This window comes from Bacillus sp. FSL W7-1346 (assembly GCF_038593335.1).
Taxonomy (GTDB): Bacteria; Bacillota; Bacilli; order Bacillales; family Bacillaceae; genus Bacillus; species Bacillus altitudinis.
Genome location: NZ_CP151988.1, coordinates 44,023 through 60,277, shown reverse-complemented (window position 1 = coordinate 60,277; position 16,255 = coordinate 44,023). Strand labels below are relative to the sequence as shown.

The window sequence follows — 16,255 nt, the reverse complement described above, 5'->3', positions numbered from 1 at the left end:
TTATTTTTTATGAATATTTTTCACATAATCTTCTTTATTGACTTGTCTTGCTCTAGCAATAGACAATGCATCCTGCGGTACATCTTCTGTAACCGTTGAACCGGCTGCAACATATGCCCCTTTTCCGACAGTGACTGGTGCAACGAGATTTGAATTGCAGCCAATAAATGCGCCATCTTCAATCTTCGTTAAGAATTTGTTCTTCCCATCATAATTAACTGTAATAGATCCACAACCAAGGTTTACATCCGTTCCGACCTCTGCATCTCCAATATAGCTTAGATGAGACGCTTTGCTTCGGTCACCGAAAACTGTTTTCTTGATTTCGACAAAATTCCCGATCTTCACTTCATCGCCAATTTTCGACAACGGGCGAATATGAGCAAACGGTCCAATTGTCACATCTACCCCAACTTCACTATCGCAGACAACAGACTGCTTAATGACTGTCCGATCTCCAATTACGCTATCAACAATCTCAGTGTTCGGACCGATTGTGGCATCTGCACCAATCTTTACATTCCCTTTGATGACCGTCCCAGGATAAATCATTGTATCTTCACCGATGACTGCATCTGGCGAGATATACGTGTTCTCAGGATCAATCAAGGTTACACCATTCTTCATATGCTGATGATTAATACGTCGCTTCATGAATTGCTCTGCTTGTGATAGAGCGATACGATCATTGACTCCAAGTGTTTCTTCAAAATGCGGTGTTTGATACGCTGCAACCGTCTGTCCTTCATTCTTTAGAATTTCAATGACATCCGGCAAATAGTATTCACCTTGTGCATTTTCATTTGACACTTGCTCAATCACACGGAAGAGATCTTCATTTGAAAAGCAATAGGTTCCAGTATTAATTTCATTCACTTGACGTTCAGCATCATTTGCATCTTTATGCTCGACGATTTTTACTACAGCACCTGTTTCATCACGAATAATACGTCCATAACCTGTTGGATCATCCGCGTGTGCTGTCAAAATCGTCACTTTCGCTTGTTGTTTTTGATGCTCGCTTAACATGGCTTCCATTGTTTCCGCTGTCAATAATGGTGTATCTCCACAAATGACAATGGTTGTTCCCTTTTCCTGCGCGAGGAACGATTTAGCTTGTTTGACGGCATGTGCTGTTCCCAGCTGTTCTTCTTGAAGTGCATATTCACTTCTGTCCCCAAGCTGCTTCTTGACGTCCTCTGCTCCATGACCGACAATCGTCACAAGCTTGGCTAAAGATAGCTTTAACGCTTGATCTGCCACATGCTCGACCATTGGCTTTCCGCAAACTGGATGAAGTACTTTGTATAACTTTGACTTCATTCTTGTTCCTTTTCCCGCTGCTAAAATCACTGCGAACCGCTTATCCATTGATTGGCCTCCAATATCCCTATTATCCATAGAAAAATATATCCTAAATAAGGACTGATTTCAAGGATACAAGAGGAAGTGCATTAATTTTCTAATGAACGGGAGACATAAGGAACAAGAGAAAAAACGCAAAAAAGACAGCATTTAAAAGAAAACATTCATTTTCTCTTAAAGCTGTCTTTTTAGGTTCACATATCTTTAAGAAGCTCCAGCTTCTTCATATTCAATTGTCTCTTCCTCTTCGCCTAAGCGATGATACTCATTTAAAACAGCATCTTGGATTTTACCCCGAGTGCTTGAATTAATTGGATGTGCAATGTCGCGAAACTCTCCATCAGGCGTACGTTTGCTAGGCATTGCAACAAACAAGCCATTGTTTCCATCAATCACACGAATATCATGAACAACAAATTCGTGGTCCAGCGTGATGGATGCAATCGCCCTCATGCGACCATCGGTATTCACGCGGCGTAATCTTACGTCAGTAACTTCCACAGTAGTTCACCACCTTTTCCCAATATAAAAGCATTAATTAGGTATTCAACGATTGTGGTGATTCTCCTGCTCTTTTTTTAAACTTTTTTTGAAATATCGGGATATTTATACATTTTTTGTCATTTTAATGACGGCGCTTACATCGGTTGCGTGAAAAAAGACATCATGACGATGCCTTTTCATACATATAATGAAACCAAACGGCCTCCAAAGAGATGGTCTGTTTATTTCACTAATGCCACAACTTCAATTTCTACAAGTGCATCTTTTGGAAGTCTGGCTACTTCTACACATGAACGAGCTGGCTTATGTGTATGGAAGTATTCACCGTACACTTCATTCACTTCAGCGAATTGTTCCATATCTTTAATGAAAACCGTTGCTTTCACGACTGTTTCAAAGGAAGCACCCGCTGCTTCAAGGACGGCTTTAAGATTATGAAACACTTGATGTGTTTGTTCTTTAATATCTCCATTCACAAAATCTCCAGCTGGCGTTAATGGAATCTGCCCTGAGCTGTAAAACATGTTATTGACGATAATCCCTTGAGAGTAAGGTCCAATGGCTGCTGGCGCGTTTTTGGTTTGAACAACTTTTGTCATATCAATCTCTCCCATTCAAATACATGTTTGATCAAAACTTAAGCTTTCGAATGAAAAAACTCGTGGAAATTACCTTCATTAATCTCAATGATTTTCTGCTTCATATCAATGGTTGAAAGCTTTAAAAGTGATACATATTCATCGACAAGACGTTCATCTACGCCTTCATCTTCTAATAAAACACCGATCCCTGCAACATTTGCATTAAATTCCTCTAGAAGATTCATCATGCCATTAATGGTTCCGCCTGCTTTCATAAAGTCATCAATAATCAACACATTGGATCCTTTATCTAAGCTCCGCTTTGCAAGTGACATGGTTTGAATTCGGTTAGAAGAACCTGATGCATAATTAATACTCACAGTTGATCCTTCAGTTACCTTATTATCTTTTCTAACGATCACAACAGGCACATTTAAATAACCTGCAACAGAATAGGCAATCGGAATACCTTTCGTCGCAACAGTCATGACAACATCAATCGGTCGATCCGAAAAAATGGTCGCAAAAAGCTTACCGATTTTCGCAAGAATCGATGGATTTCCTAAAACATCAGTTAAATATAAATAACCGCCAGGAAGCACACGTTCAGGAGTTGATAATGCCTCTCCGATATCGTTTACGACTTCGTCTGCTTCTTTTAGATGAATCTTTGGAATATATTTCACTCCGCCAGCAGCGCCAGGTACAGTAAGTAAAGTCCCTATTCCCTGCTGTTCGAAGGTCTGTTTGATAATCGTTAAGTCTTCACTAATAGAGGACTTCGCAGATTGATATCGCTCTGCAAAAAAAGTTAAAGGTACTAGTACGTGCGGGTGGGTTAACAAATAATTTGTTAAGTCCACCAATCTGCCGCTTCGACGAAACTTCATGAACTTACCCCCAGAACCCGAATAATTTATGAATAATATAACTTAATATACGGATTTAATCAAGGGTATTTTGTTCGCCGATCATGCGGACAGCGTAAACCTGATCACAAAATCCTCTCAGTCCGTTATATATTCTTTGTACCTTCGATTCATATTGAATCAAGCCAAATACAGTTGGCCCGCTGCCGCTCATTAATACAGCATCTGCTCCGAAACGCTTCATCTGTCTCTTAATCATATCGACTTCCGGATACATCTTTAATGTCACAGATTCCAACACGTTACCGAGTGAGCCGCACATCTCTTTATAATCTTTCGCTTCAATTGCTTCAATCATACGCTGTACATTTGGGTGTTCTACTTTGCTTGCGTCATATTGTCTGTAGACCTCAGCTGTAGATACCCCAATCACCGGCTTCGCTAAAATCACCCAGCAATGCGGCGGTGTCGCAATATGCTTTAGTTTCTCTCCACGTCCTGTCGCTAGCGCCGTCCCTCCGTGTACACAAAAAGAGACATCTGAGCCGATCTCCGCTCCAAGCTCGGCTAGTTCATCTAACGTGAGATTTAACTTCCACAAACGGTTTAAGCCGCGAAGCGCTGCTGCGGCATCACTGCTGCCTCCAGCTAAACCTGCTGCGACGGGAATTGCTTTTGTGATGACAATCGATACGCCTTTTTGAATACCGAATCTTGTTTTTAATAATTTAGCTGCCTGATAAGCCAAATTCCGTTGATCATCTGGCACAAAACGATTATGAGATGATACACGGATTTCGTCTTTGTCCAGCTCCGTCAGCTCTAGTCGATCTGCAAGATCTATTGTTGTCATCACCATCTCCACTTCGTGATATCCATCCGGTCTTTTTCCATGAACATCAAGTGAGAGATTAATTTTTGCCGGTGCTTTTTCTAAAATACGCAAACATTTCACCTACTTCTCCATCTAAACATAAGTATCAATATTGTATCACATTTGATGGATCTGATGAATATTGGCTTTTGCCCCCAGCACACTCACTTTTTCAAGCAAAAAAGACCAGAGACACCCGAGGTATCCCTGATCATTTCTTTATCGTTGATTCTCTTCTTGAGCCATGTGCTGTTGAGCTAATTCAATGGCACGTTTGACCATATTTCCTGCGTCACGCGCACGAATCTCTCCCCAGCCTCCATTTTTGACGGTATCATAAAATCCAAGATCCTTCGCCAGCTCGTATTTGAACTCATCTGACATAATGCCTCGGCGTCTACCCAAACGAAACAGCCCCTTTGGTCGAGAATTCGAATCATCGCCACTCCTTTGTGGCTTTCTTATTTTGCATCGATTCCCGCCTTTTACCCCTTTCAAATAATGGACAGCCTCCCATACAGAAAAAAAGGCAAAACAAAAAGCAGTAAACAAAAAGTTCACTGCCCATTAATAGGCGACTGAGCTAGCGGTATCATCGAACGTTAATTCGACCGTCTCAGTCAGTATATCTGCATAACTGTAAGAAACTCTTTCAAACGAATTCTCATCTTGATCTAATTGAATCACAAAAACAGAAGGGTACGTTTCAGCTAAAATGCCCGAACGCTCAATTGTTTTTCGGCGGCCTCCGTTAGCCTTTAACGTCAAACGTTTACCTAAGTTACCATCAAGCGATCTTTTGATGTCGGACAAAGTCTTCGCCATTGCATCCACCTCACTGAGATAATTATACAACAACGGCCCATTTTTGTCAAATAAAAATTAAATTATATCAACCAACACGAGCCATTGTCAACAAAATAATTTTGACAAACTTCTACCTTTTCTCCTCCCTATTTTTCTCAAATTCCGGTGAATTATGTATTCATATGAAATTTCTTTTTGAGCATAAAAAAAACCAGACTGAAATCAGTCGGGTTATGTCGATTCATGGTCTCTTTTATATGGCATACCTACCCTTAAAACACCCCTTGTTTCAATCCCTCCGAGACCTTTTTCTCTCGTCAGTGTATTTCGGAGCACATCCCACACGTTGATTCGATCTACAAATGGAGTGAAGCTGATCTTGGCAACAATATAGACGGGGTCAAGTGCATGAATGTTGACACGTGAGGGTGAGCTTGCAAAATTAGCACCTGCTTGAATTAATGATTCAAAATGAGATTGGCAGGCACCTGCAAAGATCACGAGCTGATCTAAATGCGGAACCTTCCTTCTTGCCTTTTGAACCGTTTCAACGAAATGACGAGAATGACGATATGCACCGATATCGTGTACACCGCCCTTTTGTTTAGAATACGCATCATGTCCTGTGATGACCAAAATATCAGGCCGGTATTGATCAATTAATGAATCAATCATGCTTGGCATTTTCTTCTCGTGGCAATGCACACCATACACAGGTACACCAATTCTTTCATATACATCTAAGCATTTCTTTAAGTATGAAGCATCTCCATCTAAATGCAGAACCTTTCCGGGCATATGAAAATACTGCTCCTGATGCTGATATTGTCCAGACGTATAATACTCTTGTTTTTCACGAAGCAGCTGATAATCTTGCCTGAGTAAGTCGAGCGATTCGTTAATTTTCCGTTCATCGTCTTTCTCTCTTGTCAGTTGCTCCTCTTTTTGAATCAAGACCAAATCTGACATCTTCGCATCGGCGATCAGCCTCACTTCATTCCCATGCAAAATGGCGGTGGCTTCGTGCTGGTCTGTCTCATCAATTCGAATGATACGAAACATAATATCCATCTGATAGGATGCCCTCGTCACCATATCTCCTATTTGAAATTGCATGCTTTTCACTCCACAATCAGGCTCTTATCCTGTTGGTATCGTCTTACGCTACACTTGTTCTTCTTTCAGGTGTGTTGTTCTTTCTAGCCTATGCCTGAACAGGTGAAGTGGTGAAAACCAAAAGAAAAAAGCCCTTATGAAAGGGCTTTGCAGTCTAGGAAGGACGAGTACTGGCGCGGAGCGAATTTGACATTCGTGAGCACCAGCGCGCAGGACTGACACCGAATGCGAGGGTTTGTCTACACGCTGAAAAGCCCTTATGAAAGGGCTTTGTGTAAAACATTGGACAAACGGGCAAATTCATCGATTGATAATGATTCACCACGGCGTTTCCCATCAACCTCAGCTGTTACAAGGGCTTCTTCAATGATCGCTTTATGTTTCTTGCCATCTGGCAGATTGTTCATCAAATTATTCATCAATGTCTTCCGGCGCTGGCCAAAACTCGCACGAATCAGTTGAAAGAAAAACGTATCATTGTCTACTGAGACTGCAGGTGTTTCACGAACAGTTAGTTTGATTACCGCTGAATCCACATTTGGTTGTGGGACGAAAACCGTTTTCGGCACAACCATGACCGTCTTCGCTTCTGTATAAAATTGCACTGCAATCGACAAAGAGTTGTATTCTTTTGATGAAGGAACAGCAGCCATGCGATCCGCTACTTCTTTTTGAAGCATGACGACAATCCCTTTCAATGGAAGGTTTTCTTCAAGCAATTTCATAATAATTGGTGTCGTCACATAGTAAGGAAGGTTTGCTACGACCATTACCTCTTTACAGTCAGCAAACTGTTCTTCAATCACCTTTCTTACATCTGCCTTCAATACGTCTTGATGAATAATGGTGACATTATCATATGGAGAAAGCGTATCGTTTAAAATCGGCAATAGGCGCTGGTCGATTTCAAAAGCCGTGACTTTCTTTGCCCGTTTAGCGAGCTGTTCAGTCAACGCACCGATACCAGGGCCAATTTCAATCACACCTGTCTCATCCGTAATCTCTGCATGATCGACAATGCGATCTAAAATATTTGTATCAATTAAAAAGTTTTGCCCTAAGCTCTTTTTAAAAGAGAAACCGTACTTCTTCAGTATTTCCTTCGTTCTGATGGGCGTCGCAATATCTTTATTCATCGGCTTCCTCCTGCATGACGGTCTTTAAGGCCGCAATAAAATCCTCTTTCGTTATTTGGAACATGTGAAGACGCTTTTGCAGCTGCTTCGCATTTGTATATCCTATATTTAAAAGCACACCTAATCGTTCGCGGCGGCGTTTTGATGCTTCGCCTCCGATAAGGCCTGCGTCAAATAAATCATCTAACGTAATCTCGCTTTCTGATTCTTCCATTTCCTCATGGACATGAGCAAGGCATTCTCGAATACTATCCAAGGAAGCATGCTCAACACCAATTCCTTTGTCCCGCTTCGCTTTCGCAAGGTGTTTTGGTAAAAAGGCGTGCTTACAGCCAGGGACAGCCTCTGCGATGGTTTTACGGATCTTTTCCCCAGGGAAATCAGGATCAGTTAAAATGATAACACCCCTCGTCTCCTGAGCAAGACGCACTTGTTGAATGACTGTATCGCCGATGGCAGATCCATTCGTTTCAATCGTATCTGCATCAACTGCCATCTTTACTCTAGCAGTGTCGTCACGACCCTCCACCACAATGATTTCTTTGATTTTCATGTATTCCTCCGCTTGCAAAAACAATCTACATTTTTTTGTCAAAAAATGAAACCTTCCATGCTGTTTTTGCGTCTAATTAATTAGAAAACAGTGCTTCTATTATAACCAAAAAAACAGAGGGTGCGCAAAGCCCTCTGTTCATATAAATGATTTGATGTGTTTATTTGAGCACTCTAATTTTCACTCGTTTATTTCCCCATTGATAAGCTGCCGACTTACTTGGGACGAACACATCAATTTTATTCCCTTTTATAGCAGATCCAGTGTCTGATGCAACGGCATACCCATAGCCTTCCACATACACTTTAGAGCCCAGCGGAATGACACTCGGATCAACTGCTATGACCTTTGCACCCGGATTTGCTTTTAAATTAAATCCTGTAGACGTTCTGCCCGTACATCCAGCACAGCCCGCTGTATAGGCTGTGGACGTCACATAGAACTCTTTTCCTGACGATTCATTACTTCTTGAAACCGCAGGGGACGTTTTAGGTTCTTTCTTGGACACTTGTGTACCAACGGCCACTAAACGATCCTTGCTGTCTTTTGCAGTAACCTCTTTAATTAATTCTTTAGACACCACTTTGCCGTTTTCTTTCACAATGGCATAGTGCTTCTTTAATTTACCTTCTTCACCTTTTTCAAGCACCTTCTCTTTTCCTTTTTCAAGAGATCGATCCTTTTTATGTTTGGTATCAAAAGCAATTTTCTCTTCCACTACATCGGTGACTTTTTCCACCCGAGTGATCTTCACATCTGCGCTTTTTTTAGAAAGGTGACTATGTAACGCAGGTTTGATCTTATCGTGCTTCTTGAGCTTCAGCTCTTGTTGCTTTAAAAAGTCAGCGACCGTAGTCGAAGTGGTCCACACTTTCTTATCCTTTCCTCCATCATTTAAGCTGACCTGGAAGGCCTGCTGAACCACAAGATCCATATTCTTTTTAATCTTGTCATTCTTTCCTGGAGTTACTTGATCGTGCTTCCCAATATCTATCTTCTCATTCTTCAATAATGCTCCAACCGTCTGATCTGTTGTCCATATCGTTTTCTCTTTCCCATCTAGGGTGAGATGAACCGGTATAGCCGCATCATACACAATGTTCATGTTGTCTTGAATCTTTGTATTTAGACTTGGAGAGATATGATCCTCCGCCCTGGTCCTTATTCCAAGGTCTGAAAGCAGCTGTGCTACTGTCTCTTCATGTGTACGAATTGTCTTCTCTTTGCCATTGATTGAAATGGTAATAGACTGCTTGGTGAGCTCATGCGCACCGTAAGCCGTCCCAGTTCCAGCTAAAAGCAAGCAAGCGACTAGAAATAAAACCTTGCCTTTTCCTAGCTTGACAGAAAACAGATTTTTCATTTTTTGTACGATGAAAAACGCCTCCTTCTCCTCGGAGAGATTATATAGAGTATCTCAAAACCTGTCAACCCTTCCACCCACTGTACAAAAATGCTCGATTGTAAACCTATTATGGGAGATTTTTGGAAGGAAGGGAAGAAAGACTTATCGACAACTTATCCTATGAGGAGGCGCAAACGTGTAGAACTTTTTCGTTATGTTTCACAATTGGACAAGCTTAAACAAGGATTGACATCATATACTGTCAGTTTATACGGAAAACTTTTTTCGCATTTTCTGTTGTCAATTCAGCAAGCTCTTCAAATCTTATTTCTCGCAATTCAGCAATTTGTTCTGCGATATATTTCACATAGCTCGGCTCATTTCGTTTCCCTCTAAATGGCGCTGGAGTTAAATACGGGCAGTCTGTCTCAATCAGAAGACGATCACTTGGAATATCCTTTACAACTTCTTTCGGTTTTTTCGCATTTTTAAATGTCACAGGTCCACCGAATGAGATATAAAAGTTCATTTCCATACACGCTTTTGCAATTTCGAGGCTGCCAGTAAAGCAGTGCATAATTCCTCCGACTTCTGCCGCCCCTTCTTCTTTTAAGATCGTCACTACATCTTCCGTAGCGTCACGGTTATGAATGATAATTGGCAGATTCACTTCTTTTGCAAGAGCAATTTGACGTCTAAAGACTTCTTTTTGCACATCTTTTGGCGACTTTTCCCAATAGTAATCTAGACCCATTTCTCCAATGGCAACAACCTTTTCATGCTGAGATAATTCTTTGATCCAAGCCAAATCTTCATCTGTCATATCAATGGCATCAACTGGATGCCAGCCGATGGCTGCATACATAAAATCATATGCTTCAATTAGCTCCATCGCTCTCGTAATGGTTGGACGATCAAACCCGACCACCACAATCTTCTCTACCTTTTCACTTTTGGCTCTTTCAATCACCTGCTCTAAGTCTTCATTATATTGTTCAGCATTTAAGTGGGCATGTGTATCAAATAACATGGTTGATTGCTCCTTTCGACAATTCTTCTGAAAAACAAAAGGTGTTCGACGAAATGTTACACGTGGAACACCTTTGTTAAATTATAAAATTTTCGTTCCATTTGCTAGAGATTGATCTACTTCAAGAACCTGCAATTTACCACCAGTTTCTCCAGTTAAAATCATTCCCTGGGAAATTTCCCCTCTTAGTTTAACTGGTGTGAGATTCGCTACGCAGACGAGCTTCTTCCCTACCAATTCTTCTGGTTGATAATGCTTGGCAATCCCTGAGACAATTTGTCTCTTTTCAAATCCAAAATCAAGCTGAAGCTTTAAGAGACGGTCAGCTTTTTTCACTGGTGCTGCTTCCAATACTTGTGCTACACGAAGGTCAACTTTCGAAAAATCATCGAAGGCGATTTCGGCACCCAGCTCAGGTAATTCAGTTTCTTCTATTTCAACTGTCTCTTCTTCTACCTTAGGCGCACTTCCCTGCATCTTCTCTTTAATGTATGCCACTTCTTCTTCAACCTCTAAACGAGGGAACAATGGCTCACCTTTTTGTACCGTCGCTTTTTGGATCGCACCGAAAGAAAGAATGCTTTCCCAGCTTTTGAGTTTCTCTTCTTCAATTCCAAGCTGGAAGAAGATTTTCTCAGGTGTTTTTGTTAAGAATGGCGTTAACAACACAGCTGTGATTCGGAGTGATTCTGCTAAATGGTACATCACCGAATGCAGTTCTTTTCGTTTTGTTTCATCCTTTGCTAACACCCATGGAGCTGTTTGATCAATATATTTATTTGTTCTGCTGATTAATGTCCAAACATTTGAAAGAGCCACTGAGAATTCGAGGTTTTCCATCGCTTCTTCATAGGCTTTCACCGTTTGTTCAGCTACAGCTTTTAGTTCCTCATCAAACTCATTGACTGGTCCCTTATAGCTGCTTAATGTACCGTCGAAGTATTTTTGCACCATCGCCACTGTACGATTAAGCAAGTTTCCTAAATCATTGGCAAGGTCATAGTTTACACGTTCCACGAATCCTTCTGGTGTAAACACACCGTCTGCACCAAATGGTACTTCGCGTAGCAGATAATAACGAAGAGCATCAAGACCATAGCGATCAATTAACGTAACAGGATCTACTACGTTCCCTTTTGATTTAGACATTTTGCCATCTTTCATGAGCAGCCAGCCATGTGCAAAAATTTGTTTTGGCAACGGCAGATCAAGTGCCATCAACATAATTGGCCAGTAAATTGTATGGAATCGTACAATTTCTTTCCCAACTAGGTGTACGTTGGCAGGCCAATATTTTTTATATTTTTCATCTTGATCGGTTCCGTAGCCAATCGCTGTTAAGTAGTTGAATAACGCATCAATCCATACATAGATGACGTGCTTCGGATTATTAGGTACTTTAATGCCCCAATCAAAGGTTGTTCTTGATACAGCTAAATCCTCTAACCCCGGTTTAATGAAGTTATTAATCATTTCATTCTTTCTTGATTCAGGCTGAATGAACGACGGGTTCTTTTCGTAATAGTCTAGTAAGCGATCAGCATACTTACTCATACGGAAGAAATATGATTCCTCTTTAATCAATTCAACAGGGTGTCCACTGTCTGGGCTTTTCCCTCCAATGACTTCCCCTTTCTCATTTCGCTCAACATCAACAAGCTGTGTTTCCGTATAGAATGTTTCATCAGGAATACTGTACCAGCCCTCATATTGATCTAAATAAATATCTCCTTGATCAAGCAGCTTTTGGAAGACTTGTTCAATGATTTTCGTATGTCTTTTTTCCGTTGTACGAATGAAATCATCGTTGGAAATGTCGAGTTTCTTCCATAATGATTTAATGTCAGCAACGACCGGATCTAAATACTCAATCGGTGTAATATTTTGTTCTTCAGCTTTTTGCTGAATTTTTTGTCCGTGCTCATCAGTACCCGTTAAATACATCACATCATAGCCTTGCAGACGTTTATATCGAGCCATGGCATCCCCTGCCACTGTCGTATAAGCATGTCCAATATGTAATTTTCCGCTCGGATAGTAAATTGGTGTAGTCAGATAAAACGTTTTTTTCTTTTCCGGCATGTCGGAACCTCCTGCTTGTGTGTAAATGTCAAAAACTCCCGCCCAATGGACGAGAGCGGTCATCATACTTCATTAAAATGTGTCAGATCATTTCATTATGTTTTGCACTTGTGCTTTCTCTATGATACCATCTTAGCCTTTAAGATCAAGCATATATACATAGAACAGATTGAAATGAACGAAAAAGATGAGTTTTTCGAAAAAAACGACAAACCGCTCGACATTTTGTCGAATATTGTCGTATGAAATCTATTTCCAGATTTACAATTGGCTAAATTAGGGCAAAAGTCTTGTTAATCTGTTATCGTCATTTTTCATATTTTTATAGATAAATTCTGAAAAATCCTTATACACCGGTAGTTTCAAGGTCCTTTGACTTTAAGAGTCATATTTTACAAACAATAGTAAACAAAATGATTGACGATTTATGGAAACCTTGTTATGCTAGGAATGTAAGGAATTTGTCGAATAATGACGAAGATAATATTATATTAAGAATAAGAACTTTTTGGGAGGAGAATGAAGATGAAATCTACAGGTATTGTACGTAAAGTTGACGAATTAGGACGCGTGGTGATTCCAATCGAGCTTCGCCGTACGTTAGGAATCGCAGAAAAAGACGCTTTGGAAATTTATGTTGATGATGAAAAAATTATCCTAAAAAAATATAAACCAAACATGACTTGCCAAGTAACAGGTGAAGTATCAGACGATAACCTTAAACTTGCTAATGGTAAATTAGTTCTTAGCCGTGAAGGTGCAGAGCAAATCATTAACGAAATCCAAAACCAACTTCAATCACAAAAATAAGTTTTATATAAAAAGGTTCTTGCACCGTTTGCAAGAACCTTTCTTTATTGTTCAATATGATACGCATCATAGATCGTCCGCTTTGGCACACCACGTTCGACCGCAGTACGTTTAATAGCCTCTTTTGACGTTAACCCTTCCTCTATGTAATGGATCACGTGCTCTTTTTCAGATAAAGAATTCCACCAAGCTTCTTCATTCAGTTCTTCTTCATCCTGATCATTTCCTTGTACGACGAGACAGAACTCACCACGGATTTGTTGTTCTGTCACCCAAGTCAGCGCGTATTCTAAATCTCCACGAATAAACTCTTCAAATTTCTTTGTCAGTTCTCTCGTAATGGCAATATTCCGGTTCCCCCACACTTCTTTCATCACAGTCAGCGTTTCTTTTAACCGATGGGGCGCTTCATAGAAAATAATTGTTTCTTGGCGTTTCTTCAATGCTTCCAACTGTTTTTTCTTTTCCTTTTTTTGACGATCAAGAAAACCGTAAAAGAAAAATGGCTGTGGTGCGATTCCTGACGCAATAAGCGCCGTAAGTGCTGCGTTTGCACCAGGTAACGGAATGACATAGCCTCCGATGTTCGTAAAGTCTCGAACCACTTCGGCTCCTGGATCAGAGATCGTCGGTAAACCGGCATCGCTCACGAGAGCAATGTTCTTTCCTTCTTTTAACCATTCGATTAACTTGTGCCCACTGCTATCTTTGTTATGTTCATGATAACTCGTTAATGGGGTATCAATTTCATAGACATGACAAAGCTTTTTCGTTTGTCTCGTATCTTCTGCGGCAATATAGTCTACATCTTTTAACGTTTGTATCGCTCGAAATGTCATATCTTCTAAGTTTCCAATCGGGGTTGGTACGAGATAAAGAATACCCATTTCTGATTGACCATCAAAGCTTTTCTGTGTCTTTTTCATGTGCCGCCTCCTTTTTGATTCGCTTTTCTTCTATATACATGTCCTTTTTTCGACGTGTCCACGTTTTGAAACGATATTCCTGTTGCATGGCTTCTCTTTTGGTTAAAAAGCATTCGTGGTAATAGAGTTCCACCGGCCGTCTAGCTCTCGTATACTTTGCACCCTTCCCACTATTATGGGCAGTCAGCCTTTTTTGTAAGTCATTTGTATACCCAGCGTACAAACTGCCATCTGCACATTTCAATACATAGAAATAATGACTATGCTTCTCCATACAGTATCGTCCTGATTTCTTTTGTATACTCTTGGTCTTCTCCATAAACAAAAAGCGGCGGGAGGATTTTCAAATCCGGCTTTCCATCTTTCATCCCTTCCACTAAAATGGTATTCGCTTCTTTTCCTTGTTTCGGATATACAAATTGAATTCGTTTTGGCTCAATTCGGTATTTCTTCATCATTTCAACAATCTCAAGCAGCCGTCCAGGGCGGTGAACCATTGCCAGTTTGCCTCCTTGCTTTAACAAAGTGGAAGAAACACGAATGACATCTTCTAATGTACAATGAATCTCATGACGTGCGATCGCCAAATACTCATTTTCATTGATTTCATCCTTAGAAGGAGTCTTAAAATATGGCGGATTACAAGTAATCACGTCTACTTTGTGGTTTCCGTACCGTTTAGGCATATCATTTAAATCACCATGGATGAGCTCAATCTGCTGCTCCAGTTGATTATGCGCCACACTTCTCTTTGCCATATCAAACAGGCGTTCTTGAATTTCAACCCCTGTAATAGAGGCTTTAGATCTCGTCGAAAGTAGCAATGGAACAATGCCATTTCCCGTACAAAGATCAATAATCTCCCCTTTTTGAATCGGCACATACGCAAATTTTGCTAATAACACTGCATCCAATGAAAAGGCGAACACCGTTTTACTTTGAATAATTTTCATATCTTCTGCAAGCAAGTAGTCTAAACGTTCATCTTCTCTTAACGAAACCATGATGTATCCTTTCTTTTCCTGTGAAAAAGGCTCCCGATTCAGCGGAAGCCTTTTCTCATTTTTTATTTAAAAATGACAGACAGAACAAACAGTCTCCCTCTTTCCGAATGCTCCCATAATGTACATTACAAATATGGAAGCCCTCCTGATATAAACGAGCGAGGTTATCATGACCTTCTCCTATATCAGAATGACTTGGCTTCTGGGCAGAATCATGCTCTGCCTCAGACGATTTATCTCGATCGGATTGATCCAGACGTTCACGCAAGTGCTGATTCTCCATCTGCAGCTGATGATTTTCTTCAATCACTTCACCGATATGATTTTTCAAATCACCTAGCTGGCGATAAAGAGAACCGATTTGTTCTTCTAAATTAATCACCGTATCAAATAGTTCCTTTTTATCCAAGGTGGCACACCTCGTTACTCAGTTGTTTGTGCAGATACAACGCCTTCTTGTAATAATTCTTCCCAAGTATATTCTATCACTTTTTCTTGCCCGGTTAATTCAACTTGCAAAATTCGTTCTAAAATATTAAGCCCTACTACCTTTGCAGAGCCATTAGACGTCTGAATCGTTTCACCGATGTCCGGTAATTGTTCTTTTGCTGTTTCGTACTCATCATTCTCATATTTCAAGCAGCACATTAAACGGCCGCAAAGCCCTGAAATTTTGGTAGGGTTTAACGAGAGGTTTTGATCTTTTGCCATTTTAATGGACACAGGTTCAAAATCTCCTAAGAAAGTTGAACAGCAAAGCATACGTCCACACGGACCAATGCCGCCTAGCATTTTTGCCTCGTCTCTTACACCGATTTGACGAAGTTCAATTCTCGTCTTAAAAATAGATGCAAGATCCTTGACCAGCTCACGGAAATCTACTCTGCCATCCGCTGTAAAATAGAAGATGACCTTGTTGCGGTCGAATGTAAATTCGACATCGACCAGCTTCATTTCCAGGCCGTGTTCACTTACTTTCTGAAGACATGTGTCAAAGGCTGCCATCGCTGCTTCTTTGTTCTCCTCAACGATGAGCCGGTCTCGTTCGTCTGCGACGCGAATCACCTTACGCAAAGGGAGAACCACATCGTGTTCATCTACTTTTTTATTGGCGATGACCACTTGCCCGTACTCAACACCTCTGACTGTTTCTACAATGACACAACTATCATTTTCTATATGAAATCCATTAGGATCGAAATAATAGATTTTGCCCGCTTTTTTAAAGCGAACACCAATTACGTTGTACAAGC

The 16,255-nt window shown here is 40.7% G+C and carries 19 protein-coding genes; 1 reads left to right on the top strand and 18 read right to left on the bottom strand.

Annotated elements, in window-relative coordinates; translation table 11 throughout:
* The 13 genes from glmU to metG form a co-directional block, all read right to left on the bottom strand.
* Entirely contained in the window at positions 1–1,371 is a 1,371-nt protein-coding gene (glmU, locus tag NST09_RS00320; protein ID WP_041091578.1) for a bifunctional UDP-N-acetylglucosamine diphosphorylase/glucosamine-1-phosphate N-acetyltransferase GlmU, read from the bottom strand.
* Between the two features lie 198 nt (positions 1,372–1,569).
* Positions 1,570–1,866: a septation regulator SpoVG gene (gene spoVG / locus NST09_RS00315; RefSeq protein WP_008357439.1), complete on the bottom strand. Its 297-nt coding sequence runs from the start codon at positions 1,864–1,866 to the stop codon at positions 1,570–1,572.
* 224 nt (positions 1,867–2,090) lie between these two features.
* Positions 2,091–2,468, bottom strand: a complete 378-nt coding sequence (gene ridA / locus NST09_RS00310; RefSeq protein WP_008341860.1) for a 2-iminobutanoate/2-iminopropanoate deaminase — start codon at positions 2,466–2,468, stop codon at positions 2,091–2,093.
* Between the two features lie 38 nt (positions 2,469–2,506).
* Complete coding sequence (purR, locus tag NST09_RS00305) at positions 2,507–3,340, bottom strand: pur operon repressor (protein WP_007496210.1); 834 nt, start codon at positions 3,338–3,340, stop codon at positions 2,507–2,509.
* A 55-nt stretch (positions 3,341–3,395) separates the two neighbouring features.
* Entirely contained in the window at positions 3,396–4,265 is an 870-nt protein-coding gene (ispE, locus tag NST09_RS00300) for a 4-(cytidine 5'-diphospho)-2-C-methyl-D-erythritol kinase (RefSeq protein ID WP_017359321.1), read from the bottom strand.
* A gap of 147 nt (positions 4,266–4,412) precedes the next feature.
* The gene (locus NST09_RS00295; protein ID WP_017366434.1) at positions 4,413–4,598 is read right to left on the bottom strand and encodes a small, acid-soluble spore protein, alpha/beta type; all 186 of its coding nucleotides are present in this window, start codon (positions 4,596–4,598) and stop codon (positions 4,413–4,415) included.
* Between the two features lie 162 nt (positions 4,599–4,760).
* The gene (locus NST09_RS00290; RefSeq protein ID WP_003217979.1) at positions 4,761–5,018 is read right to left on the bottom strand and encodes a Veg family protein; all 258 of its coding nucleotides are present in this window, start codon (positions 5,016–5,018) and stop codon (positions 4,761–4,763) included.
* 213 nt (positions 5,019–5,231) lie between these two features.
* A complete protein-coding gene (gene yabG, locus NST09_RS00285; protein WP_007496216.1) occupies positions 5,232–6,116 on the bottom strand; it encodes a sporulation peptidase YabG in 885 nt (294 codons plus the stop codon).
* Positions 6,117–6,373: 257 nt separating this feature from the next.
* Complete coding sequence (rsmA, locus tag NST09_RS00280) at positions 6,374–7,252, bottom strand: 16S rRNA (adenine(1518)-N(6)/adenine(1519)-N(6))-dimethyltransferase RsmA (RefSeq protein WP_008341873.1); 879 nt, start codon at positions 7,250–7,252, stop codon at positions 6,374–6,376.
* On the bottom strand, positions 7,245–7,805 hold the full coding sequence (rnmV, locus tag NST09_RS00275) for a ribonuclease M5 (RefSeq protein ID WP_008341876.1): 561 nt from the start codon (positions 7,803–7,805) through the stop codon (positions 7,245–7,247). Before rnmV ends, rsmA begins: the two co-directional genes overlap by 8 nt.
* Positions 7,806–7,965: 160 nt before the next feature.
* On the bottom strand, positions 7,966–9,168 hold the full coding sequence (locus NST09_RS00270) for a ubiquitin-like domain-containing protein (protein WP_342493237.1): 1,203 nt from the start codon (positions 9,166–9,168) through the stop codon (positions 7,966–7,968).
* 244 nt (positions 9,169–9,412) lie between these two features.
* The gene (locus tag NST09_RS00265; protein ID WP_156061458.1) at positions 9,413–10,180 is read right to left on the bottom strand and encodes a TatD family hydrolase; all 768 of its coding nucleotides are present in this window, start codon (positions 10,178–10,180) and stop codon (positions 9,413–9,415) included.
* An 81-nt stretch (positions 10,181–10,261) separates the two neighbouring features.
* Positions 10,262–12,262 (bottom strand): methionine--tRNA ligase, encoded by a 2,001-nt coding sequence (metG, locus tag NST09_RS00260; protein ID WP_008341884.1) that lies wholly within the window; start codon positions 12,260–12,262, stop codon positions 10,262–10,264.
* Between the two features lie 519 nt (positions 12,263–12,781).
* Between metG and NST09_RS00255 the strand changes: the two genes are divergently transcribed.
* A complete protein-coding gene (locus NST09_RS00255; protein WP_087975202.1) occupies positions 12,782–13,072 on the top strand; it encodes an AbrB/MazE/SpoVT family DNA-binding domain-containing protein in 291 nt (96 codons plus the stop codon).
* A gap of 44 nt (positions 13,073–13,116) precedes the next feature.
* On the opposite strand, the gene rsmI is transcribed toward NST09_RS00255, so the two are convergent.
* Genes rsmI through NST09_RS00230 form a run of 5 tightly spaced genes read right to left on the bottom strand, consistent with a single transcriptional unit; the run spans position 13,117 to position 16,253 of the window.
* Positions 13,117–13,998: a 16S rRNA (cytidine(1402)-2'-O)-methyltransferase gene (rsmI, locus tag NST09_RS00250; RefSeq protein WP_008341890.1), complete on the bottom strand. Its 882-nt coding sequence runs from the start codon at positions 13,996–13,998 to the stop codon at positions 13,117–13,119.
* Complete coding sequence (locus tag NST09_RS00245) at positions 13,973–14,272, bottom strand: GIY-YIG nuclease family protein (protein WP_019744059.1); 300 nt, start codon at positions 14,270–14,272, stop codon at positions 13,973–13,975. Before NST09_RS00245 ends, rsmI begins: the two co-directional genes overlap by 26 nt.
* Entirely contained in the window at positions 14,259–15,002 is a 744-nt protein-coding gene (locus NST09_RS00240) for a tRNA1(Val) (adenine(37)-N6)-methyltransferase (protein ID WP_017359328.1), read from the bottom strand. Before NST09_RS00240 ends, NST09_RS00245 begins: the two co-directional genes overlap by 14 nt.
* Positions 15,003–15,057: 55 nt before the next feature.
* Positions 15,058–15,411, bottom strand: a complete 354-nt coding sequence (gene yabA, locus NST09_RS00235) for a DNA replication initiation control protein YabA (protein ID WP_007496228.1) — start codon at positions 15,409–15,411, stop codon at positions 15,058–15,060.
* A gap of 14 nt (positions 15,412–15,425) precedes the next feature.
* The gene (locus tag NST09_RS00230) at positions 15,426–16,253 is read right to left on the bottom strand and encodes a stage 0 sporulation family protein (RefSeq protein WP_007496230.1); all 828 of its coding nucleotides are present in this window, start codon (positions 16,251–16,253) and stop codon (positions 15,426–15,428) included.
* Positions 16,254–16,255: the final 2 nt, after the last annotated feature.